Origin of the sequence: Streptomyces sp. NPDC047072, assembly GCF_040643855.1 — a bacterium.
Taxonomy (GTDB): Bacteria; Actinomycetota; Actinomycetes; order Streptomycetales; family Streptomycetaceae; genus Streptomyces.
The window spans coordinates 22,088-38,568 of the sequence record NZ_JBEYVC010000004.1 but is presented as its reverse complement, the minus strand read 5'-3'; the positions used below and the strand labels follow the sequence as shown (position 1 = coordinate 38,568).

14 protein-coding genes are annotated in these 16,481 nt (G+C 67.6%); 10 read left to right on the top strand and 4 right to left on the bottom strand.

The genetic code is table 11. The features are described 5' to 3' along the window. The first annotated feature begins 69 nt into the window (after window positions 1-69). Genes ABZ896_RS02785 through ABZ896_RS02755 form a run of 7 tightly spaced genes read left to right on the top strand, consistent with a single transcriptional unit; the run spans window position 70 to window position 6,986 of the window. Window positions 70-1,269, top strand: coding sequence for a radical SAM protein (locus ABZ896_RS02785; protein ID WP_360920804.1), 1,200 nt, complete (start codon window positions 70-72; stop codon window positions 1,267-1,269). Between the two features lie 2 nt (window positions 1,270-1,271). Continuing rightward, window positions 1,272-1,508, top strand: coding sequence for an acyl carrier protein (locus ABZ896_RS02780; protein ID WP_360920802.1), 237 nt, complete (start codon window positions 1,272-1,274; stop codon window positions 1,506-1,508). Window positions 1,509-1,533: 25 nt separating this feature from the next. After that, a complete protein-coding gene (locus tag ABZ896_RS02775) occupies window positions 1,534-2,856 on the top strand; it encodes a hypothetical protein (protein ID WP_360920799.1) in 1,323 nt (440 codons plus the stop codon). 39 nt (window positions 2,857-2,895) lie between these two features. After that, the gene (locus tag ABZ896_RS02770) at window positions 2,896-3,984 is read left to right on the top strand and encodes an SPASM domain-containing protein (RefSeq protein ID WP_360920797.1); all 1,089 of its coding nucleotides are present in this window, start codon (window positions 2,896-2,898) and stop codon (window positions 3,982-3,984) included. 22 nt (window positions 3,985-4,006) lie between these two features. Then, window positions 4,007-5,146 (top strand): hypothetical protein, encoded by a 1,140-nt coding sequence (locus tag ABZ896_RS02765; protein WP_360920794.1) that lies wholly within the window; start codon window positions 4,007-4,009, stop codon window positions 5,144-5,146. A gap of 27 nt (window positions 5,147-5,173) precedes the next feature. Further along, window positions 5,174-6,553, top strand: coding sequence for a hypothetical protein (locus ABZ896_RS02760; RefSeq protein ID WP_360920791.1), 1,380 nt, complete (start codon window positions 5,174-5,176; stop codon window positions 6,551-6,553). Between the two features lie 46 nt (window positions 6,554-6,599). Next, window positions 6,600-6,986, top strand: coding sequence for a phosphomannose isomerase type II C-terminal cupin domain (locus tag ABZ896_RS02755; RefSeq protein WP_360920788.1), 387 nt, complete (start codon window positions 6,600-6,602; stop codon window positions 6,984-6,986). Here the strand turns inward: ABZ896_RS02755 and ABZ896_RS02750 are convergent. Next, window positions 6,956-8,101 (bottom strand): MupA/Atu3671 family FMN-dependent luciferase-like monooxygenase, encoded by a 1,146-nt coding sequence (locus ABZ896_RS02750; protein WP_360920786.1) that lies wholly within the window; start codon window positions 8,099-8,101, stop codon window positions 6,956-6,958. The two genes, ABZ896_RS02755 and ABZ896_RS02750, sit on opposite strands and share 31 nt — an antisense overlap. Before the next feature lie 153 nt (window positions 8,102-8,254). Here ABZ896_RS02750 and ABZ896_RS02745 point away from each other — a divergent pair, with 153 nt between their 5' ends. Continuing rightward, complete coding sequence (locus ABZ896_RS02745) at window positions 8,255-9,244, top strand: aminoglycoside phosphotransferase family protein (protein WP_360920784.1); 990 nt, start codon at window positions 8,255-8,257, stop codon at window positions 9,242-9,244. 601 nt (window positions 9,245-9,845) lie between these two features. Here the strand turns inward: ABZ896_RS02745 and ABZ896_RS02740 are convergent. Beyond that, on the bottom strand, window positions 9,846-11,063 hold the full coding sequence (locus ABZ896_RS02740; RefSeq protein ID WP_360920782.1) for a hypothetical protein: 1,218 nt from the start codon (window positions 11,061-11,063) through the stop codon (window positions 9,846-9,848). Continuing rightward, window positions 11,060-13,303, bottom strand: coding sequence for a sensor histidine kinase (locus tag ABZ896_RS02735; RefSeq protein ID WP_360920780.1), 2,244 nt, complete (start codon window positions 13,301-13,303; stop codon window positions 11,060-11,062). Before ABZ896_RS02735 ends, ABZ896_RS02740 begins: the two co-directional genes overlap by 4 nt. Before the next feature lie 474 nt (window positions 13,304-13,777). Between ABZ896_RS02735 and ABZ896_RS02730 the strand changes: the two genes are divergently transcribed. After that, the gene (locus tag ABZ896_RS02730; protein WP_360920778.1) at window positions 13,778-15,754 is read left to right on the top strand and encodes a DNA cytosine methyltransferase; all 1,977 of its coding nucleotides are present in this window, start codon (window positions 13,778-13,780) and stop codon (window positions 15,752-15,754) included. On the opposite strand, the gene ABZ896_RS02725 is transcribed toward ABZ896_RS02730, so the two are convergent. Further along, window positions 15,682-16,203, bottom strand: coding sequence for a very short patch repair endonuclease (locus tag ABZ896_RS02725; RefSeq protein WP_360920776.1), 522 nt, complete (start codon window positions 16,201-16,203; stop codon window positions 15,682-15,684). The genes ABZ896_RS02730 and ABZ896_RS02725 overlap by 73 nt on opposite strands. Before the next feature lie 65 nt (window positions 16,204-16,268). Between ABZ896_RS02725 and ABZ896_RS02720 the strand changes: the two genes are divergently transcribed. Next, window positions 16,269-16,457, top strand: a complete 189-nt coding sequence (locus ABZ896_RS02720) for a hypothetical protein (protein WP_360920775.1) — start codon at window positions 16,269-16,271, stop codon at window positions 16,455-16,457. The last annotated feature ends 24 nt before the right edge of the window (window positions 16,458-16,481 follow it).

Sequence of the window (16,481 nt, the reverse complement as noted above, 5' to 3'; positions counted from 1 at the left end):
GCGGGGCGTCGGCCACAGTGAAGATCCCGTACTTCTCGGTCAATAGCGCAGGGAAGAGTAGGTCGCGGCATGGCAGAACCCGGCACGGGGGCGTCCGGACCCCAGACTTCACGCAAACTCGACGACCGCGAGTTCCTCGATCTGCGCAGAACCGTCGCGGTCCGGTCGAAGACGCTGCACGCGCTAGAGGAAGACCCGCACTATGCGTCGGAAGTGCCGGACGAGGTAAGCCTTCAGCTCACCTACAAGTGCAATCTCCGCTGTCTGCACTGCTATCAGTGGAACGACCAGGGTTTCTTCCATGAATTCAGCGTCGCCGAGCAGAAGACCGAACTCGGCATCGACATCGTGCGGCGGGTGCTCGCGGCCACCTCCGGACGGAAGTCGAAGCTCTTCGTCTGGGGCGGCGAGCCGCTCATGTACTCGAAGTTCGGCGAGTTCGCCGAGCAACTGGCCGCCGATCCACGGCCCGTCACGATGTGCACCAACGGCCTGCTCATGCAACGCCACACCGACGACCTGCTGCGGATCGGGAAGAACCTCAGCCTCCTGATCAGCCTCGACGGGCTCAAGGAGCACCACGAGGCGCTGCGCGGGCCGCGCAGCTTCGACCGCACGATGCGCAACATCCAGCACATGATCGACCTCCAGCGCTCCGGCCGCTTCGAGGGCACCATCTCGCTGTCCTGCATGGTCAGCAACGAGACCGTCGGGCAGATGTACGAGTTCATGGAATGGGCCGAGGAACTGGGCGTCGACAGCGTCTACTTCCAGTTCCCCTGGTACATCAACGAGGACGTCGCCACCGAGATGGACGAGCTGTACCGCGAGGAGTTCTCCTGGCTCAATCCGCTGAAGGAGGGGAAACCCGCGACCTGGCACTCGTACACGTACCGGCTCAAGCCGGAGTCCATTCCCACCCTGCGGGATTCGATGACCAGGCTGGCCGGGCGGCGCTGGAAGTCGCGGATCCGATATCAGCCGCAGGTCGGAATGGACGAAGTGGACGACTTCATCCGGGGCACCTCGAAACCGGCCCAGGGGCGGCGGCGTTGCCTCGCGGTGTCGAACCGCATGGAGGTCCACGCCGACGGAAACGTCAGCTCCTGCAAGTTCTTTCCCGAGTTCGTGGTGGGAAATCTCCATGAGACGGACGTTCTCGATCTCTGGCACAGCGAGCGTTTCCGACGCGTGCGGGAAATTCTGCGGAGCAGGGGCCTCATGCCGGTGTGTTCGAAGTGCGTCCTTCTGTATCTGAATGGAGTCTAGGCATGGACCCGAATTTCAGCACCGTAGTGACGTGCCTGCACAAGGTTCTGGCGCGTGAGGTCCCCGTGGCGCCGGAGACGAGCATCATCTCCGATCTCGGCCTCGACTCCCTGCAGATGATCGAGTTCCTGCTCACGGTCGAGGACGCGCTCCAGGTCGAGCTGGACTTCGAGACCATGGACATGGACTGCCTGGAGTCCGTGGACGCGTTCTGCCGCTTCGTGTCCACCAGGGGCTGAGGGACCGGGGAAACGGATGCGAGCCGTGGAACCGCGGAAGAGCTCCCTGCGTATCGGCCCGGTGGGGGCGGAGGATTCCTGGCGCCCCGCCGACCTCGCCCTGCTGCCCCGCGTCGGGTCCGCCCACGGATCCGCCATCGCGCAGGCCCTGGACGAGGTCCTCTCCGCGCTGAGCGAGGAAGGGGACCGGCTGATCACGGCTTTCGGGCTTCCGCCCGCCTTCGTCGAGGCGATGCGCGCAGCGGGCTTCCCGGTGGATCCCGTGCCGCACACCGAGGACGGCGACGGCGACGTCGTCGGGCGGACGCTGGCCCGGGCGGACACGATCCGTCCCCAGGTCGCCGGAATGACCCTGCGGCCGTACGCCGCGCGCCCGGAGTACGAGGATCTCGCCGCCGCGCTGGAGCTGGCCTACCCGTCGCCCACCGCCGCGTGCGCGACGCGGGTCAACTCGAAGACCTGGTCCAACGAGGTCGTCCTGGCGCACGGATGGAACGGAGCCATGTGGCCCGTCTCGTCACTCGCCGAACTGGAGCGCCGGGCCGAGCAGGCGGGCTCCGTGATCCTGCTGAAGGACCCGTACGGTGTGTCCGGCCAGGGAACCCTGGCGATCCGCTCGAAGAGCGCCTACCGCTCCGTGGTCCAGCACCTCGCCCGGCAGGTCGACCGGGGCAAGCGGCTCGAACTGCTCGTCCAGCCCCTGTTCGACAAACACCGGGACTTCTCGTCGCACTGGCACATCGCCCCGGACGGCTCCGTGCGGAGCGCCGGACTGCTGGAGAACGACGTGGAGGGCTTCCGTTACCGGGGCTCGTCCCCGGCGGATCCGGACTCCTTCCGCGAGGAGCAGCTGGAGCACATCGAGGCGGCGGGCAGGACGCTGTGCAAGGAACTCTTCGCGGCCGGATACTTCGGCCCGGTGGACATCGACGGGCTCGTCACGACGGACGGGACCGTCGTGCCCTGCCTGGAGGTCAACGCCCGCGTGTCCATGGGCACCGTCGCGCTGGCACTGGCGCGCCACGCCGCGCGGCTCGGCCTGCACGCGACGCTCGAGTTCATCAACGTACGACTGGACGCCGGGGCGCGCCCCTTCCCGTCACTGGTGCACCGGCTGGACGACGCGGGCCTGCTGTACCGGCGGCAGGGACCGGGTGTCGTGCCCCTCACGGCCAACACGCTCACCCGGGGCGACCGCGGCCGCCTCGTCCTCGGCGTGTTCCACCCGCCCGGTGGCGCGGCGCACGTCCTGCGGGAGGCCGTCGGGGTCGCGTGCGCGTGCGGAATCCACCCGGAGGACCAGCGCCACCCCTGCCACGCACGGCCCGCCGACGCCCCGGAGCGATGACGACCCTCGGCCGTCCACCCCACCTGGAGAGATACGCCCATGTCCAACACGCTCATCCGCTCCCCCAAAGCGGGCCCGTCCTGGCTGGTGCTCCAACTCCTCGAACGATGCAACCTGCGCTGCCACATGTGCTACGAGTGGGGTGACGGAGGCTCCTTCCACATCCTGCCGGAGCTCGCCGAACTCGACCTCGACGTGGTGCTGCGCACCCTTGAGGAGTGCCGGCCGATCCGGCCGTACGTCGAACTCTTCGGCGGGGAGCCGCTGCTGTACAAGGGTGTCTGGAAGGTCATCGACGCGATCCACGCCGGCGGAAGCCAGCTCGTCTTCCCCACCAACGGGACGACGCTGCGCAGCCACGCGGACCGGCTGGTGGCCGACCGTCACATCAGGGTGTGGGTGTCGGTCGACGGGCCGCGCGAGGTCAACGACGTGCAGCGCGGCGCCGGGGTCTACGACAAGGCGATGGCCGGGATCGACGCGATCGACAGCCTCAAGCGCCGGCGCGGCGTGCGGTTCCCCGAGATCGGCGTCACGTACCTGGTCACGCCGGACAACGCCGCGCACATCTCGGAGTTCTTCAAGGAGATCGACCTGAGCAAACTCGGCGCCGTGAGCCTGGAGTTGCAGAGTTTCGCGACGGCCGAGATGCACCGGCACTACGGACGCGTGGCCCGGGACAGCTTCGGGATCCCGGCGGTCCGGCACTCCGCCCCGTACATCCGCAGCCCCCAGTTCTTCGAGTCGATCGACGTCGAGGACCTCGTCCGGCAGATGACCGACGCGCGGGACGCCTGCGAGCAGGCCGGCGTGAAGTTCTTCTCCCGGCCGGCGGCGTTGGAGACCGAGACCGTCGGGGCCTATCTGCGCGCCGACTGGACCGCGATGAAGGACTTCCACGAGCGCTGCGCCGTTCCGTGGCGCTACGCGGAGATCTCCGCGCGCGGCGAGGTCACGACCTGCCACACGTTCTACGACATCCCGCTCGGGAACATCAACGAGACCTCGCTGCTGGATATCTGGCAGGGAGAGCAGGCCACGAAGATCCGCAAGCACCTGCGCTCCTCGCTGTGGCCCATCTGCCCCACCTGCACGCGGTACTACTCGCTGGAAACCCACCCGGTGTGACAAGGGCGAAGCGACGAGGGCCATGAATATCGCGTTGACGTCCGGAGTGGCACTGGGCACGCACATACCCGGTCTGCTGCTCGACCGTGCCCTGTCGGCCCGGGGAGTGCCGAGCAGGGTGTACGTGCTGGAGAAGTACTTCCCCGACGAGGTCAGGCAGCGCATCCAGATCGCGAAGGGCCGCTACAGCCGCGACTACCGGCTGGCGAAGGCGGCCCACGCGCTGGCCACCGACCACGCGGAGCTGATCCCGCCGCAGACGCTCACCGCGCTCTTCGAGGAGTGGGACGCGGCCGGAGTCGGCTCCGTCACCGTCTTCTCCGGGTTCTGGACGGACGTCGTCGCGGCGTACGCCGACCGGCGTCCGGACATCCGCGTCGACGTGTGCCATGTGGACGCGGTGCCGTCGCCGTCGCATCGCCACGCGGCGGAGATCCCCGGCAGCACGCACACCTGGCTGCTCGACGCCCGGACGAACACGCTGACCGAGACGATCCCGGTGACCAGGCCCGGGGCGCGGCTGCCCTGGAAGTCACGGTCGGACGGTTTCCTCGCCCACGGCGGCGGCTGGGGCATGGGAACCCACCCGGCCGCGGCCGCGCGGCTGGTCGAGGCGGGGGTGCCGGTGAGCCTGATCCTGCCGGAGCCCTGGAGCGATCCGCCGGCCGGGCTGAGCGCCTACCACCAGGACCCCGGCTGGGAGCCCGGACGGGGAACGGGCTTTCCGCGCCTGGTCGCGGGGGCCGGCACCGTCGCTCCCGCGTTCGACGACCGGGAGCACTGGGCCGACACCTTCGAGCTGACCCGGCGCAGCCGCGCGGTGGTCAGCAAGCCGGGCGCGGGCACGCTCCTCGACTCGCTCAACGCCGCGACGCCCGTGCTGTTCACGGACCCGCTGGGCGGCTGGGAGCTCGCCAACGAGCGGGTCTGGTGCGCGCTCGGGTTCGGGATGCGCCTGTCGGAGTGGCTGGACAGGCGTGATCCGGCGCTGCTCCAGGCCATGCACGAGCGTCTTCGCGCGGCCGCCGACGAGGCCGCGTCCTATCCGGAGCGCATCGTCGCGGAGGGGTTCGGGCGGGGGGCCGGGCGGGGCGCCGGGGAGGGCTTCGGGGAGGGCTTCGAGCAGGGCTTCGGACAGGGCTTCGGGCGGCGAGACCGCTGATGTTCCGCGAGCGCGGAGGGGGAATCGATGGCCGTCGGCGACAGTGAAGGGCACAGCCTCGCCATCCGGGGGACCGAGCAGGGCCCGATGCCCCTCACCTGGGGGCAGGGGAACATGTGGGACAGCATGGCCGCCCTCGGTCCGTTGTCGGACCGGCTCAACATGTCGTGGCCCATCGCCTCGCCGGCGGACGGCGTCGGCGTGTCCGAGGCGCTCGCCCGGCTCCGGGGACTGCTGTCCCGCCTCGACATCTTCCGCGCGTCCTTCGACACGGAGCGCGTACGCCAGACCTTTCGGGACGAGGTCCATATAGAGGTCCGCGTGACCGAGGCCCCGGCCGAGGCGGTTCCCGTGCGGCACGGCTACAACACGCAAAAGGACCCGGCCTGCGCGGAGTTGGCGAGCGGGGCGTTCGGCATGGACGAACCCCAGATCCGTCTCGGGCTGCAGCACGTCGGCGGAATCGTCACGCAGATCGACGTAGCAATGTCTCATCTCGCGTTCGACGGCGGCGCCTGCCGTCCGCTGGAGCGCCTGATCCGCGACGCGGTCGCGGGGGCTCGCCCCGGCGCGGACGACGCGCGTCCCCCACGGACCGCGGACCGCGCGCACCCCCTGCAGACCGCGGACCTGGTCGCCCACGAGCAGTCGGCCGACCAGGTCCGCAGAAGCGACGCCGTGATCGACGGCTGGCTGGCCGCGGCCGCGAGGCTGCCTCCCGGCCGCGGCCTGATGTCGATGACTCCGGAAGCGTTCTCGGTGACGATTCTCCGGTCCCGGGCGGCCGCGGTGGCCGTCGAGGCGCTCGCCCTGCGGCACGGGGTGAGCGCGAGCGGCGTGGTCGTCTCCGCGCTGACGACGACCGTCCGCCGGCACGTCGACCGCCGGCTCTCCGCCTTCCTGCTCGTCTGCAACAACCGGTCGCATCCGCAGCTCACGGACTTCGTCGGCCAGACGATCGGGAACGGCCTGCTCGTCCTGCCGGACGAGAAGCCCGGCGCCGGGTTCGCCGCGTACACGAGAAGCCTCTACGCCCGCACGATCACCACCTACAGCCGGGCGCGATACGACTGCCTCAAGTGGCGTGCAGCGCTCACCGAGTTGACGGCGAAGGGGCTCGCGACCGACTTCTCGTACTACTTCAACGACGTGCGGAGCGATCGCGGTGTATGGGCGGGCATGGCGAGCAGGCTGCCGGAAATCAAGGCCCTGCGCGAGGAGTCGTCCGTCACCACCGTCGGCCGGCGCGACATGGGCGACGCCACCCTCTTCGCCGACCTCGGCAGCGACGGCGACGAGCTGATCCTGCAAGTGGCCTGCGACGACACGCGGATCGCGCCGGCCGACGCCGCCTCGGCGCTCGCCGCGCTGGAGCACCTCCTCGTCACCGAGGCCCTGGAAACCTGAACCGACGGCGACCGAGCGGTTCGAGCACGAGCTAGGAGCCAACAGCATGCGCAACGAAGCCACCGAGCCGGAGATCCACTACTACCCGCGGCCCTACGGCGTTCAGGAGCGGCTGACGCTGAACACCGAGTCGACCGTCAAGTTCATCACCATCGATCCGGGGCAGCGGGTGCGGCTGCACCGGCACGCGCAACGCGACGAGTGGTGGACCGTGGTGGACGGCCCGCTGGAGGTGCGGATCGACGATCGCGCGTGGACGGCGGCCACCGGTGAGCGGATCTGGATCCCGCGCGGCCTCGCCCACCGCATCCACAACCCGGGCGGGGTGCCGCGCAGGTTCCTCGAACTGTCCCTCGGCTTCTTCGACGAGGACGACATCGAACGCCTTGAGGACGACTACGACTACCGGCTGCTCGCCTCCACGGACCGCTGAGCCTCTTTCCCGCCCACGACACCGCTCAACTCCGCCAGCCGCACCAGTCCGTTCAGCGCCGCGTCGACGGGCACGCCGAAGTCGATGAGACACGCGATCTCGTCCACGCCCGCCTCGCGCACGCGCTCCACGACGGGAAGCACGTCCGAGACCGCGCCGAACAGGCCGTCCGAGGTGAGATAGCGCTGGTAGGCGCCGTCGACGGCGGCCGGGGCGAAGGTGGAGCGGGCCCAGGCGCGCGCCCGCTCCTCCGCGGACGGACGGCGCTTGGAGGAGGCCTCGCCCGTGGCGGAGGTCTTGCCCGCGGCGGATGCCTCGCCCGCGGAGGAAGTCTTGCCCGCGGACGGCTCGGCCGAGCGCAGGTTCAGATCCAGCGCGGACATCAGATAGCGCCGCAGCGGCTCCCGGACGAGGCGCTCCACCGACGGGAGATCCTCACCGAGGCAGGTGTGCAGCATCAGGACGACGTGTCCGCCGCCGTCGCGCCCCGAGGCCGCATAGGCGCGCCGATACGCGGCGACGTTCTCCGCCAGTACGTCCATGCTCTGCGTGAGCAGGTTCGTCAGCACACCGGCACCGACGTGCCCGGCGGTCTCGAACGTGCCCGGGTTGCCGCTGCTGGTGAGCCACAGCGGGATCTCCGCCTGCACCGGCGGCGGGTAGACCCGGTACTCGGGTTCGCCGTCGAAGGCCTCGCCCCGCCACAGCCCGCGCAGCGTCTCGACGGCGGCCACGGTGCGCTCCCGGCGATCCGCGTACGCGTACCGGTCGAAGAGGAAGTCCCGGGGGTTCCAGCCCGAGGCGAGCGCGACGCCGGCCCGGCCGTGCGAGAGGTTGTCCACCATGGCCCACTCCTCGGCCACCCGCACCGGATGGTGCAGCGGCAGCACCACACTGCCCGCCCGCACCTGCACCCGGGAGGTCACGGCGGCCACCGCCGCGGCCGTCACCGACGGGTTCGGGAACAGGCCGCCGAAGCGGTGGAAGTGCCGCTCGGGAGTCCAGACGGCGGTGAGCCCGTGCTCGTCCGCGAAGCGGGCGCCCTCCATCAGCAGCCGGTAGCGATCGCCCTCGGCCTCTCCGTCGTCGGCGAAGTAGAACAGGCTGAAGTCCACGGTTTCCCCCGTCAGTTGTCTGACGCCAAGGATCGAATAAATCGCGCAAATCTCTCATAACGCGCGCCCGCACCGTCGTCACGTTAGCAAGAGACCCGAGGTGCACAACATCGTCCGGTGCTACCGTCCGATCATGCTTGGGGCGGAGGATTGATGGAGAGCATCACGAAGAACCGGCAGTCCGTCGAGGCGCTTCGCACCATGGTCGCCCGCGCCTACGGCCCGGACGAGGTGTGCGGCGCGGGCGAGGACTGGGTCGACGAGCTGAGCGAGGGCTGGTTCAACGTGGCCTACCGGATCCGGCTGCGATCCGGCACCCACGTCGTCCTCAAGATCGCTCCGCCGCCGGACGTCGAGGTCATGACCTACGAGCGCGACGCGATGGCCACCGAACTGGAGGCGCTGCGGCTGGTCCGGGAGCACACGAAGGTCCCCGTGCCGGAGGTCCACTTCGCCGACCGGACCCACGAGGTGTGCGACGCCGACTACTTCTTCATGACGTACGTCGACGCGGACAACCTCCACGTCATCAGGGACACCCTGAGCCAGGCGGAGATCAGCGCGTACGACGAGGCGCTCGGCGCGATCACCCGCGAGCTCAACACCATCCCCGGCACCGCCTTCGGCCCACTGTCCGGACCGGGCGAGAGCACGTGGCGGGCGGCCTTCCTGCGCATGGTCGAGGAGTTGCTGGGCGACGGCGAGCGACGCGGCGTCGTCCTGCCCGGCGGCTACGACGCGATCCGCGAGGCCGTCGCCGCCCACGCCGACGCGCTGGACGAGGTGACCGAGCCGCGGTTCGTCGAGTGGGACCTGTGGCCGGGCAACTGCATGGTCCGCGACGGCCGGATCGTGTCGATCCTCGACCACGAACGGGCGTTCTACGGCGACCCGCTGATGGAGTTCGGCTTCACCGGCAGCGAGTCGGACGCGTTCGGAGACGCCACGGCCTTCATCCGCGGCTACGGCCAAGGACCGTCCACCCCCACCGAGCGAACCCGCCGACGCCTCTACAACCTCCACCTGGCCCTGATCCAGACCATCGAAACAACCTTCCGCGCCCACACCAACACGGACCAGTACAACTGGGCATGCACCCGCCTACAAGAAACCCTGACCCTCCTCACCACACCGGCCCACTGAGCCCCGGCGGAGAAAGCGGGGAGCACGAGCTCACGACCGAGAGGACCGCGTACAGGGTGGGGACGGCACGGCTCGTCGCCGAAGCCGAACTCCCCCATCCGCCTGCCCAACCGCCACGCCACTCCTCGCACCGAAGGAACAGCTGAGCCCCCAGCAGCACCCCAGACCAAGAGAAAACCCAGGTCAGCAACATCTGACCTGGGCCACCAAAAGAGCCGCCTTCGGGATTCGAACCCGAGACCTACGCATTACGAGCCCGATAGGGATCGTGTCGGGTTGTGCTCCGTGGTCGTACCAGATCCCGTTTTCCCAGATCAGAGCACATGTCGCGGTCCCGCTGTTCCTACCCCGTATTGCACCGTCCAAAGGCGTCCGCGCTCCCCTTGCGCTCCCCTGCTCGCCGCCGGTGACACTCCAGTCCCGGACAGCGCCCCCAACTCCCTACCTGGAGCCTGGTTGTCATTATTGGACAACCCGAGCAGGGGCTTGACGTCATTGCTTCATTCGCTCGTGACGTTGTCCACCTCATGAGCGCGCTGCGCAGCCCGGGAACAAACCGTTCAGAGACGAGGACCGACGCACTGGTCATCCAGCCCAGGAATCAGGGCTGCTTGGCGTCCTTCGTCGTGGTACGGGGGTTCGGAACCGAGTTCTGGTCCGCGGCCTTCCCCTTTCCGCCCAACCCCAGGGACTGCTTGATGTTCTCGAAGTCGACGACCGGAGTGCCGATCCTGGCCACGGTGTGCCCGTGCGAGGTCAGCATGGCCTCGGCGAACGGGCTGTCCAGGGTGGCGACGCGGGTCCACGGGCGGACGTCTTCCAAGAGAACAGACTGCACGATCTCGAAGTCGACCAATAGGTCCGGGATGTCGAGGTACTTGGGCAGAATCCGGTAACGGGCGTTGTTGTCGCGGAACATCTCCAGCGCCGCGTTCCGCTCCTGGCTCCCCTTGACGGGGGATCCAGCCTCGATCCAACGCATGATCAAGGGCGCTTCGCTCAGCGGAACCGCCTTGGCAAGACGCACATACTCGGCCTTGGCCACGCGATTGCCGGCGCCGGGCACGTCCTCGTAGAGGTCGCAGGCAGGCGTAAGGACCATCCACCAGCCGTCCTGGGGGTCCCGCAGAAGGTCTGCCGCGGTCACGTGCTTCGTGACCGGCGGCATCAAGTACATCCGGGCGGTCGACGCGTGCCCCATCACGCGGTGCTCGGAGGAACCGAGCGCTGCTCCGAGGGCCTCGACCGCGTTCTCCTTCAGCCAGGCTGCGAGGCGGTGTACGAGGGCAGGGGCGATCTGGCTACGGTCGGCAGCCGCGAGCCGGTCCCAGTTCGGGGCGATCTCGTCCCGCAGGAATCCGCGCACGTGCTCGTCCACGAGTGCGGTGATGTGCCGGGTGAGGACCGGGACACCGGATTCAAGGCCGTCCCGGATCGCGGCGACGGCGTCGTCCAGCCGGTTCTTGGGCACCACCTGGATGAGGGGTGGCTGGGCCAGGTCGCTCACCTGCTCCGCGAGGCCGGTGCAGAACACAACCGGCACCCAGCGGGTCTTGGCAATCCGGTCGTACAGTTCACGGCCCTGCAGGTTCGGGTGCGCGGGAGAGCCACCACGTGTCGCGTCCCTGACGTCCAGCACGACCAAATCGAACGCCTGGGTTTCCAGAAGGCGTTCAGCTTCGTCGAAATCGTTCTCGACGTGGATTTCGAGCGTTCCGAGGTCCGAGAGCTCCTCCATCAGCATCTCGGACAGTTCCTCCGCGATGTCCACCTCGTCCTCGACGATCAAGACCCGGTACACCGCACCCCCGTCCGTCACCCAACTCTCCTTCTCAATCTCGCCCTGAACGTGGCTCCGGCAAGGGGCCCTGGCGTCACCAGGGACAGTTCGCCGTCGTAGAAGTCCTTCACGACGCTGCCGGCGATACTGAGGCCGAGCCCAATGCCGTCCTCCTTGTCGCTGAAGTACGTGTCGAAGATCATCTCTTGGATCTCCTCACGTACTCCGGGGCCGCTGTCGCTCACGTCGATGTCGACCTCATCCTCGGGCGTCCGCCTCGTCTCGATGAGGATGGCGCGCTCCTTCCCCTCGGGCAGGGTGGAGAGCCAGTAGATCGAGTTCCCCACGAGGTTGTGGACCACCTGAGAGATGTCACCGGGGTCGGCCGTCACTGTCACGTCCTCGCCGCTGACGGTGACGGTGATGCCGTGCTTCTCTAGCGTGCCCTCGTGGACCGCGACGGCCTCGTCGATCGCGGCTTGAAGGGACAGGGCGCGGGGGCGGCCTCGCCGCCGGCCGCTCAGCGGCTCGACGCGGGTGAAGAGCCGGTCCAGGGCCTGTTCCTGCGCGGTGAGGTCCACGTGCATCTTTGTGAGAGCGGAGGCGAGCTGTTCGTCCTCGTCGCGCTTGCGGCCTGCCAGCTTGTTCAACCGACGGAGGACATAGGCGATCCGCGTCAGTGCTGTTCGACCGTCGTGCAGTACGACGTCGACCAGCGCTCCGAGAGTCGCGAGGCGGGAGAACTGCGAGAGGACCTCCTGGACCTTCTCGACGCTCTCGTCGATCGTTTCCTGAGCCTCCTCCAGCGCGCGGCTCAACTCGGTGTCATCTGGGTACTTCGCGTTGAGAACGTCCCGGACGGGCGAGAGGGTGAAGTTCTGGAACAGGCCGTGGCGGTCGCTTCCAGCACCGGAAGGGGTGTCCACCGCGATCGGCCCCGACTCGCGGTCCTTTGGACGGCGCAGCCCGTAGCGCCAAGTCTCAAGTCGGCTCACAGCCTGGGTCAGGACGCCCTTCAGGTCCTCGTATTCGGGAGAGTCGATGAGCCCCTCCCGGTGCGACCGGTCCCTGAGCCCGGGGTTACCGTCCGCAGAAATGTAGACGAAACCCGCGACCTGGTTGTTGGAAAACCGCATGGTGGGGTTGTTCACGCGGCGGAGGTCGAAGCGCAGCCAGTCAAAGTCGACCTCGCCGAAGGGCTGCACCCGGAAGCCGTCCCGGTAGAGGGTGACACCGCTGTTGTCCTTGATCAGCTTACGGACCTCGGTGATGTTGCGGGCTCCGAGATCGATGTTGAGCATCTCCTTGAGGGACGCAGAGTCGAGGTCCCAGGTACGGAGGTCAAGCTTCAGGGGCCCGCACTTGGGCGCCTTCCCATGTGGCGGGAAGAGGTACTGGTTCAGGGTCTCCGACTGTCCGGACGTCAGGTTGGTCATGGTCAGGTCAGCCAGACCGTTTCCGTCGATGGTCCCTATGAGGCGGTAGTGCGGGTGCGCCAGAGCCTCACTGGCACCGACGAAACCGGTGTGGTGGTCCAACGGCCCAGTCGGAAAGGTTAGGTAGATCGCGAACTCCGGCTGGTCGTGTACGTCCAGTTCCGCAGGAGGGGAAGGAGGGAGTAGCCGGGACAAGGACCGTTTCAGGCTCTCCACCGACTCGGCCACCCAGTCCTGCCGAAGTCCTTCGAGCCGGACGAGAGTGCCGTGGGAGCCCGTCCAGGCGGGCTGCCTCTCTCCGGTGCGGAAAGCAGTTGTCACCTCGTCGAAGAGTCGTCGCGCCTGGCCGTTGTCGGCGAATACCTCGGGAGCGCCCACGTTCCACTGGACCGGCACCTGGTCGAGATAGGCGTCCTCGGCGGCGAAGTCGCTCCAGTCGAGCCGGATGTTCACCTCGGGGCCGCCAGCCCGGCGACTCGTGATCGCGGTCACGGCGCCGAGACGTGCCGCCGAGAAGCGCCCGATCCCCTTCGCGCCAAGAACGCGCCGCCCGAACCGCTCGCTGCGCGGATCACGGTGCCGGAACGGGGTGGCGATCTCCATCCAGGTGTCCCGGACGGTCTCGGGAGACATGCCATGCCCGTCGTCCCACACCTCGATGGAACCGTAGCCCTCCTCCAGCGGCCCGTTGAACCTGATCACTACCAGGCTCGCATCGGCGTCGTAGGCGTTCTTGACCAGCTCGGTGAGCGCCACCCGCTCGTTACTGATCAGTTCCTCGCCGAGGGTGCTCATCAGGCGCGCACGGGGACGTAGGAACGCCTGCGTGTTCTCGGAGTCCACGCTCCCCCTCTGGTTGCTTCGTGCCCGCACCCCAGCCCGAGGGGTACCAGCTGCGATCTTAACGGCGGAGAGGGCGCTGGAAGCGGTGCTCAGGAGATTTGGGCAGTACGCGTAACGGGGCGGCGGTTTGCGGCAGTTGCGGCCTCGTGACGGAGACGCAGCCTCGTGATCGAACGTGCCTTCTGGTTCGGGGGCTCGTTGAGCAGGTGGCGTTCACGGACCTGCCGCCTTCAGAACCGGGCGATCGCGAGGAATGACCGAGACGTGTCCTCTAACATGGGGTGGATCAAGAGGAGAGCACTGCTTAAAGTTACCAATCGGACACGGTGAGTGAACAGCAGTGTTCACTGGGCAGGTCACCCGCGGGACAGACGACGCTTTACTGCGGCGGAAACCGGCCGGGAGCCTTGCCTCCGCAGTGTCGTGCGTGATCTCCTGGAGGTCGTTCAGGTCGACAGTACGGAGGAGTGGGTCGTGGCGAAGGAGAAGGGGGCATCAAACACGTATGGCGTGCCCCTGGAGCGAAGCGACTGCCTCAAACTAGATAAGCACAGGCACCACTGTGAGCCGGATGATTTCAGGAAATGGGTTCAGTCCGGTTACGGAAAAGACAAACGCCTGGCTGTCGACCTCTTCTCGGGCGCCGGTGGGCTGAGCCTGGGCCTTCAGCGGGCCGGGTGGACCACCGCTGCGGCCGTGGACTTCGACGAGCGGGCTCGCGAGACACATGCAGCGAACTTCCCTGGAATGAGCCTTTGTGTCGACCTCGGGGACGACAACCAGCGAGGCGAATTCGTCCAGCGAATCCTTGACTCCGGCGCAGAAATCGACCTCGTGGCGGGAGGCCCCCCCTGCCAGCCGTTCAGTCGTGCCGGACGCAGCAAGATCCGGCACTTGGTCGAGTACCACAACCGTGACCCACACGATCTCCGAAAGGAACTCTGGCGGGCCTATGTCGACGTGGTGGAGCGACTTCTTCCACGTGTCGTGCTCATGGAGAACGTCCCCGACATGGGGCTCGGCGATGATTTCAGCGTGATCCGCATCATCGAGGCAAAGCTGGAGAGTCTCGGGTACGTGACCCAGGTACGCCTCGTCGATGCCTGGAACTACCGCGTGCCGCAGCACAGGAAGCGTCTGATCCTGCTCGCGCGGAGGGACGGTGGCGGCTTCCCATGGGGTAAGCCGAAGAAACAGACCACCCTTCGGGATGCCATCGGCGACCTTCCCCCGCTCAACCCGGAGCCTCTGGAAGCGGTAGGCGCCCGAGTTGTCGAATACGACGAGCAACAGGAGTCAAGTCTCTCTGCCTTCGCCAAGGAGATGCGCAAGAGGGCAGCCAAGGGTGTAATTCATGACCACATGACCCGACGGGTTCGCCAGGACGACTTCAGGATCTTCACGGTCATGGATTCCAAAACCCTCTACTCCGAGCTTGACGAGAAGCTGGAAGACGACGAGAAGGAATTCCAGAGGTACGACGCGGAGCAGTTCACCGACAAGTACAAGAAGCTGGACTGGAACGAGCTCAGCCGCACCATCACCGCGCACATCGCCAAGGACGGTTACTGGTACATCCATCCTGAAGAGTCCCGTACGCTGACCGTGCGTGAAGCTGCGAGGATCCAGACCTTCCCGGACCGCTTTCGGTTCGCAGGTACGCGGAGCGACGCCTTCCGGCAGATCGGCAACGCGGTCCCCCCGCTGTTGGGCGAAGCCGCCGCACGGGTTCTTCTGCCGCAGGATGCTCCCACGGGTGACGAGGCCGCGGACAAGTGGCCGAAGGCACGTGAGGAGCTGACCCGCTGGGCCAAGGAGCAGCGCGCGGGTGAGCAGTGGTACCAGTTCCCCAACGGCCGGAAGATGAAGCCGCTCGGGGCTCTCGTGATGGCGGTGCTCTCGGGAAGCAAGCTGCACCCGAAGCAACTCGCCAACGTGATGGACGATGTCGCCGGTCACAAGGTACTGACGCGGGACGTCTACCTCGCACTCGTGAACGCGGCGTCTACAGCAGCGCTCCGCAAGCGTCTGGAAGACCGACTCGGCCCCGTTGTCGACAAGCCCGAAGTCTGGGTGAACGCGGATTCGGTTCTTGATCACAGCAAGGAGATGGGGCTCAAGCCCGCTGAGCTCGCGTTGTTCAGGCTGCTGGCCGGCGGCGACATCATGCTGGTCAGCCAGAGTGCGTTGCGGGTGGCTGCGAGGGTGCAGCAGAACGAGTCGCACCTGACCAACCGACTGACCGAAGGGCGGCTCAACCTCATCAAGCTTCTCGGCGCCGGCCGTGATGCACCCGTACGCATGGCCGCCATCAGGTTCATCGGCGACAACCTGTGTCGGGACAAGCAGCCCGTTTGCGGAAGCTGCCCGCTGAGCGACTACTGCCCGACCCGTCCGCAGGAGGACGAGGGAACCGAGGCCACCTTCGACGTCGCCCTGACCGCAGGCTGACAGACCGCCCCCGGGAGAGCAGGGACGCTGTGGTGTGCGGCGTCGGCGATGCGCTGGGCTGCCCGCCCGGCGTCAGCCTTGACCTCGCACTCCCAGATGCGCACCACGGTCCATCCGGCGTCCGTTGCCGCCTGGGTGTTCCTGGCGTCCCTCTCCACATTGGCCGTGATCTTGGCTTCCCAGCGCGAGGCGTTCGGCCCACGGAAGTGCCGTGTGCCGTGGGAGGGGCAGCCGTGCCAGAAACAGCCGTCGACGAATACCGCGACGGAGTGCCGGGGCAGTACGAAGTCGGCCGTGCAGCGAGGAGCGACCGTACGATGCAGTCGAAAGCGGAGCCCGAGGGCGTGGACGGCGCTCCTGAGAGTCTTTTCCGGTGCGGTGTCCCGTATGCGGCGGCCTCGGAGCTGTGCACTCCAGGGCGTGCTTACCCATCCTTCGTCTGTGCTCACGAGGCCATGCTTCCACCTTGGGCGGCCACGTCTGTGGGCGTGCTCCGGATGGCAGACTGACCTGCGTGATCCGAGAACCCGCAGAACTCGACATCGACGAGGCAGGCCGTGTGGAACTCCCGCTCGGGATCCTCGCCGAAGCAGGCATCAACCCGGGTACCCGGTTGCTGGCATTCAGTGACGGGGACGGGCGCATCGTGCTGAGGCGTGCAGAAGACGCGATCGACGACCTGTTGGGCAGAGGAACCCTGTAGGTGGGCCGATCCTCCGGGTCTGTC

Excerpts from the sequence above, each read along its gene's own strand:
- ABZ896_RS02785 (WP_360920804.1), top strand. The coding sequence starts at position 70 with ATGGCAGAACCCGGCACGGGGGCGTCCGGACCCCAGACTTCACGCAAA.
- ABZ896_RS02780 (WP_360920802.1), top strand. The coding sequence starts at position 1,272 with ATGGACCCGAATTTCAGCACCGTAGTGACGTGCCTGCACAAGGTTCTG.
- ABZ896_RS02770 (WP_360920797.1), top strand. The coding sequence starts at position 2,896 with ATGTCCAACACGCTCATCCGCTCCCCCAAAGCGGGCCCGTCCTGGCTG.
- ABZ896_RS02765 (WP_360920794.1), top strand. The coding sequence starts at position 4,007 with ATGAATATCGCGTTGACGTCCGGAGTGGCACTGGGCACGCACATACCC.
- ABZ896_RS02760 (WP_360920791.1), top strand. The coding sequence starts at position 5,174 with ATGGCCGTCGGCGACAGTGAAGGGCACAGCCTCGCCATCCGGGGGACC.
- ABZ896_RS02755 (WP_360920788.1), top strand. The coding sequence starts at position 6,600 with ATGCGCAACGAAGCCACCGAGCCGGAGATCCACTACTACCCGCGGCCC.
- ABZ896_RS02745 (WP_360920784.1), top strand. The coding sequence starts at position 8,255 with ATGGAGAGCATCACGAAGAACCGGCAGTCCGTCGAGGCGCTTCGCACC.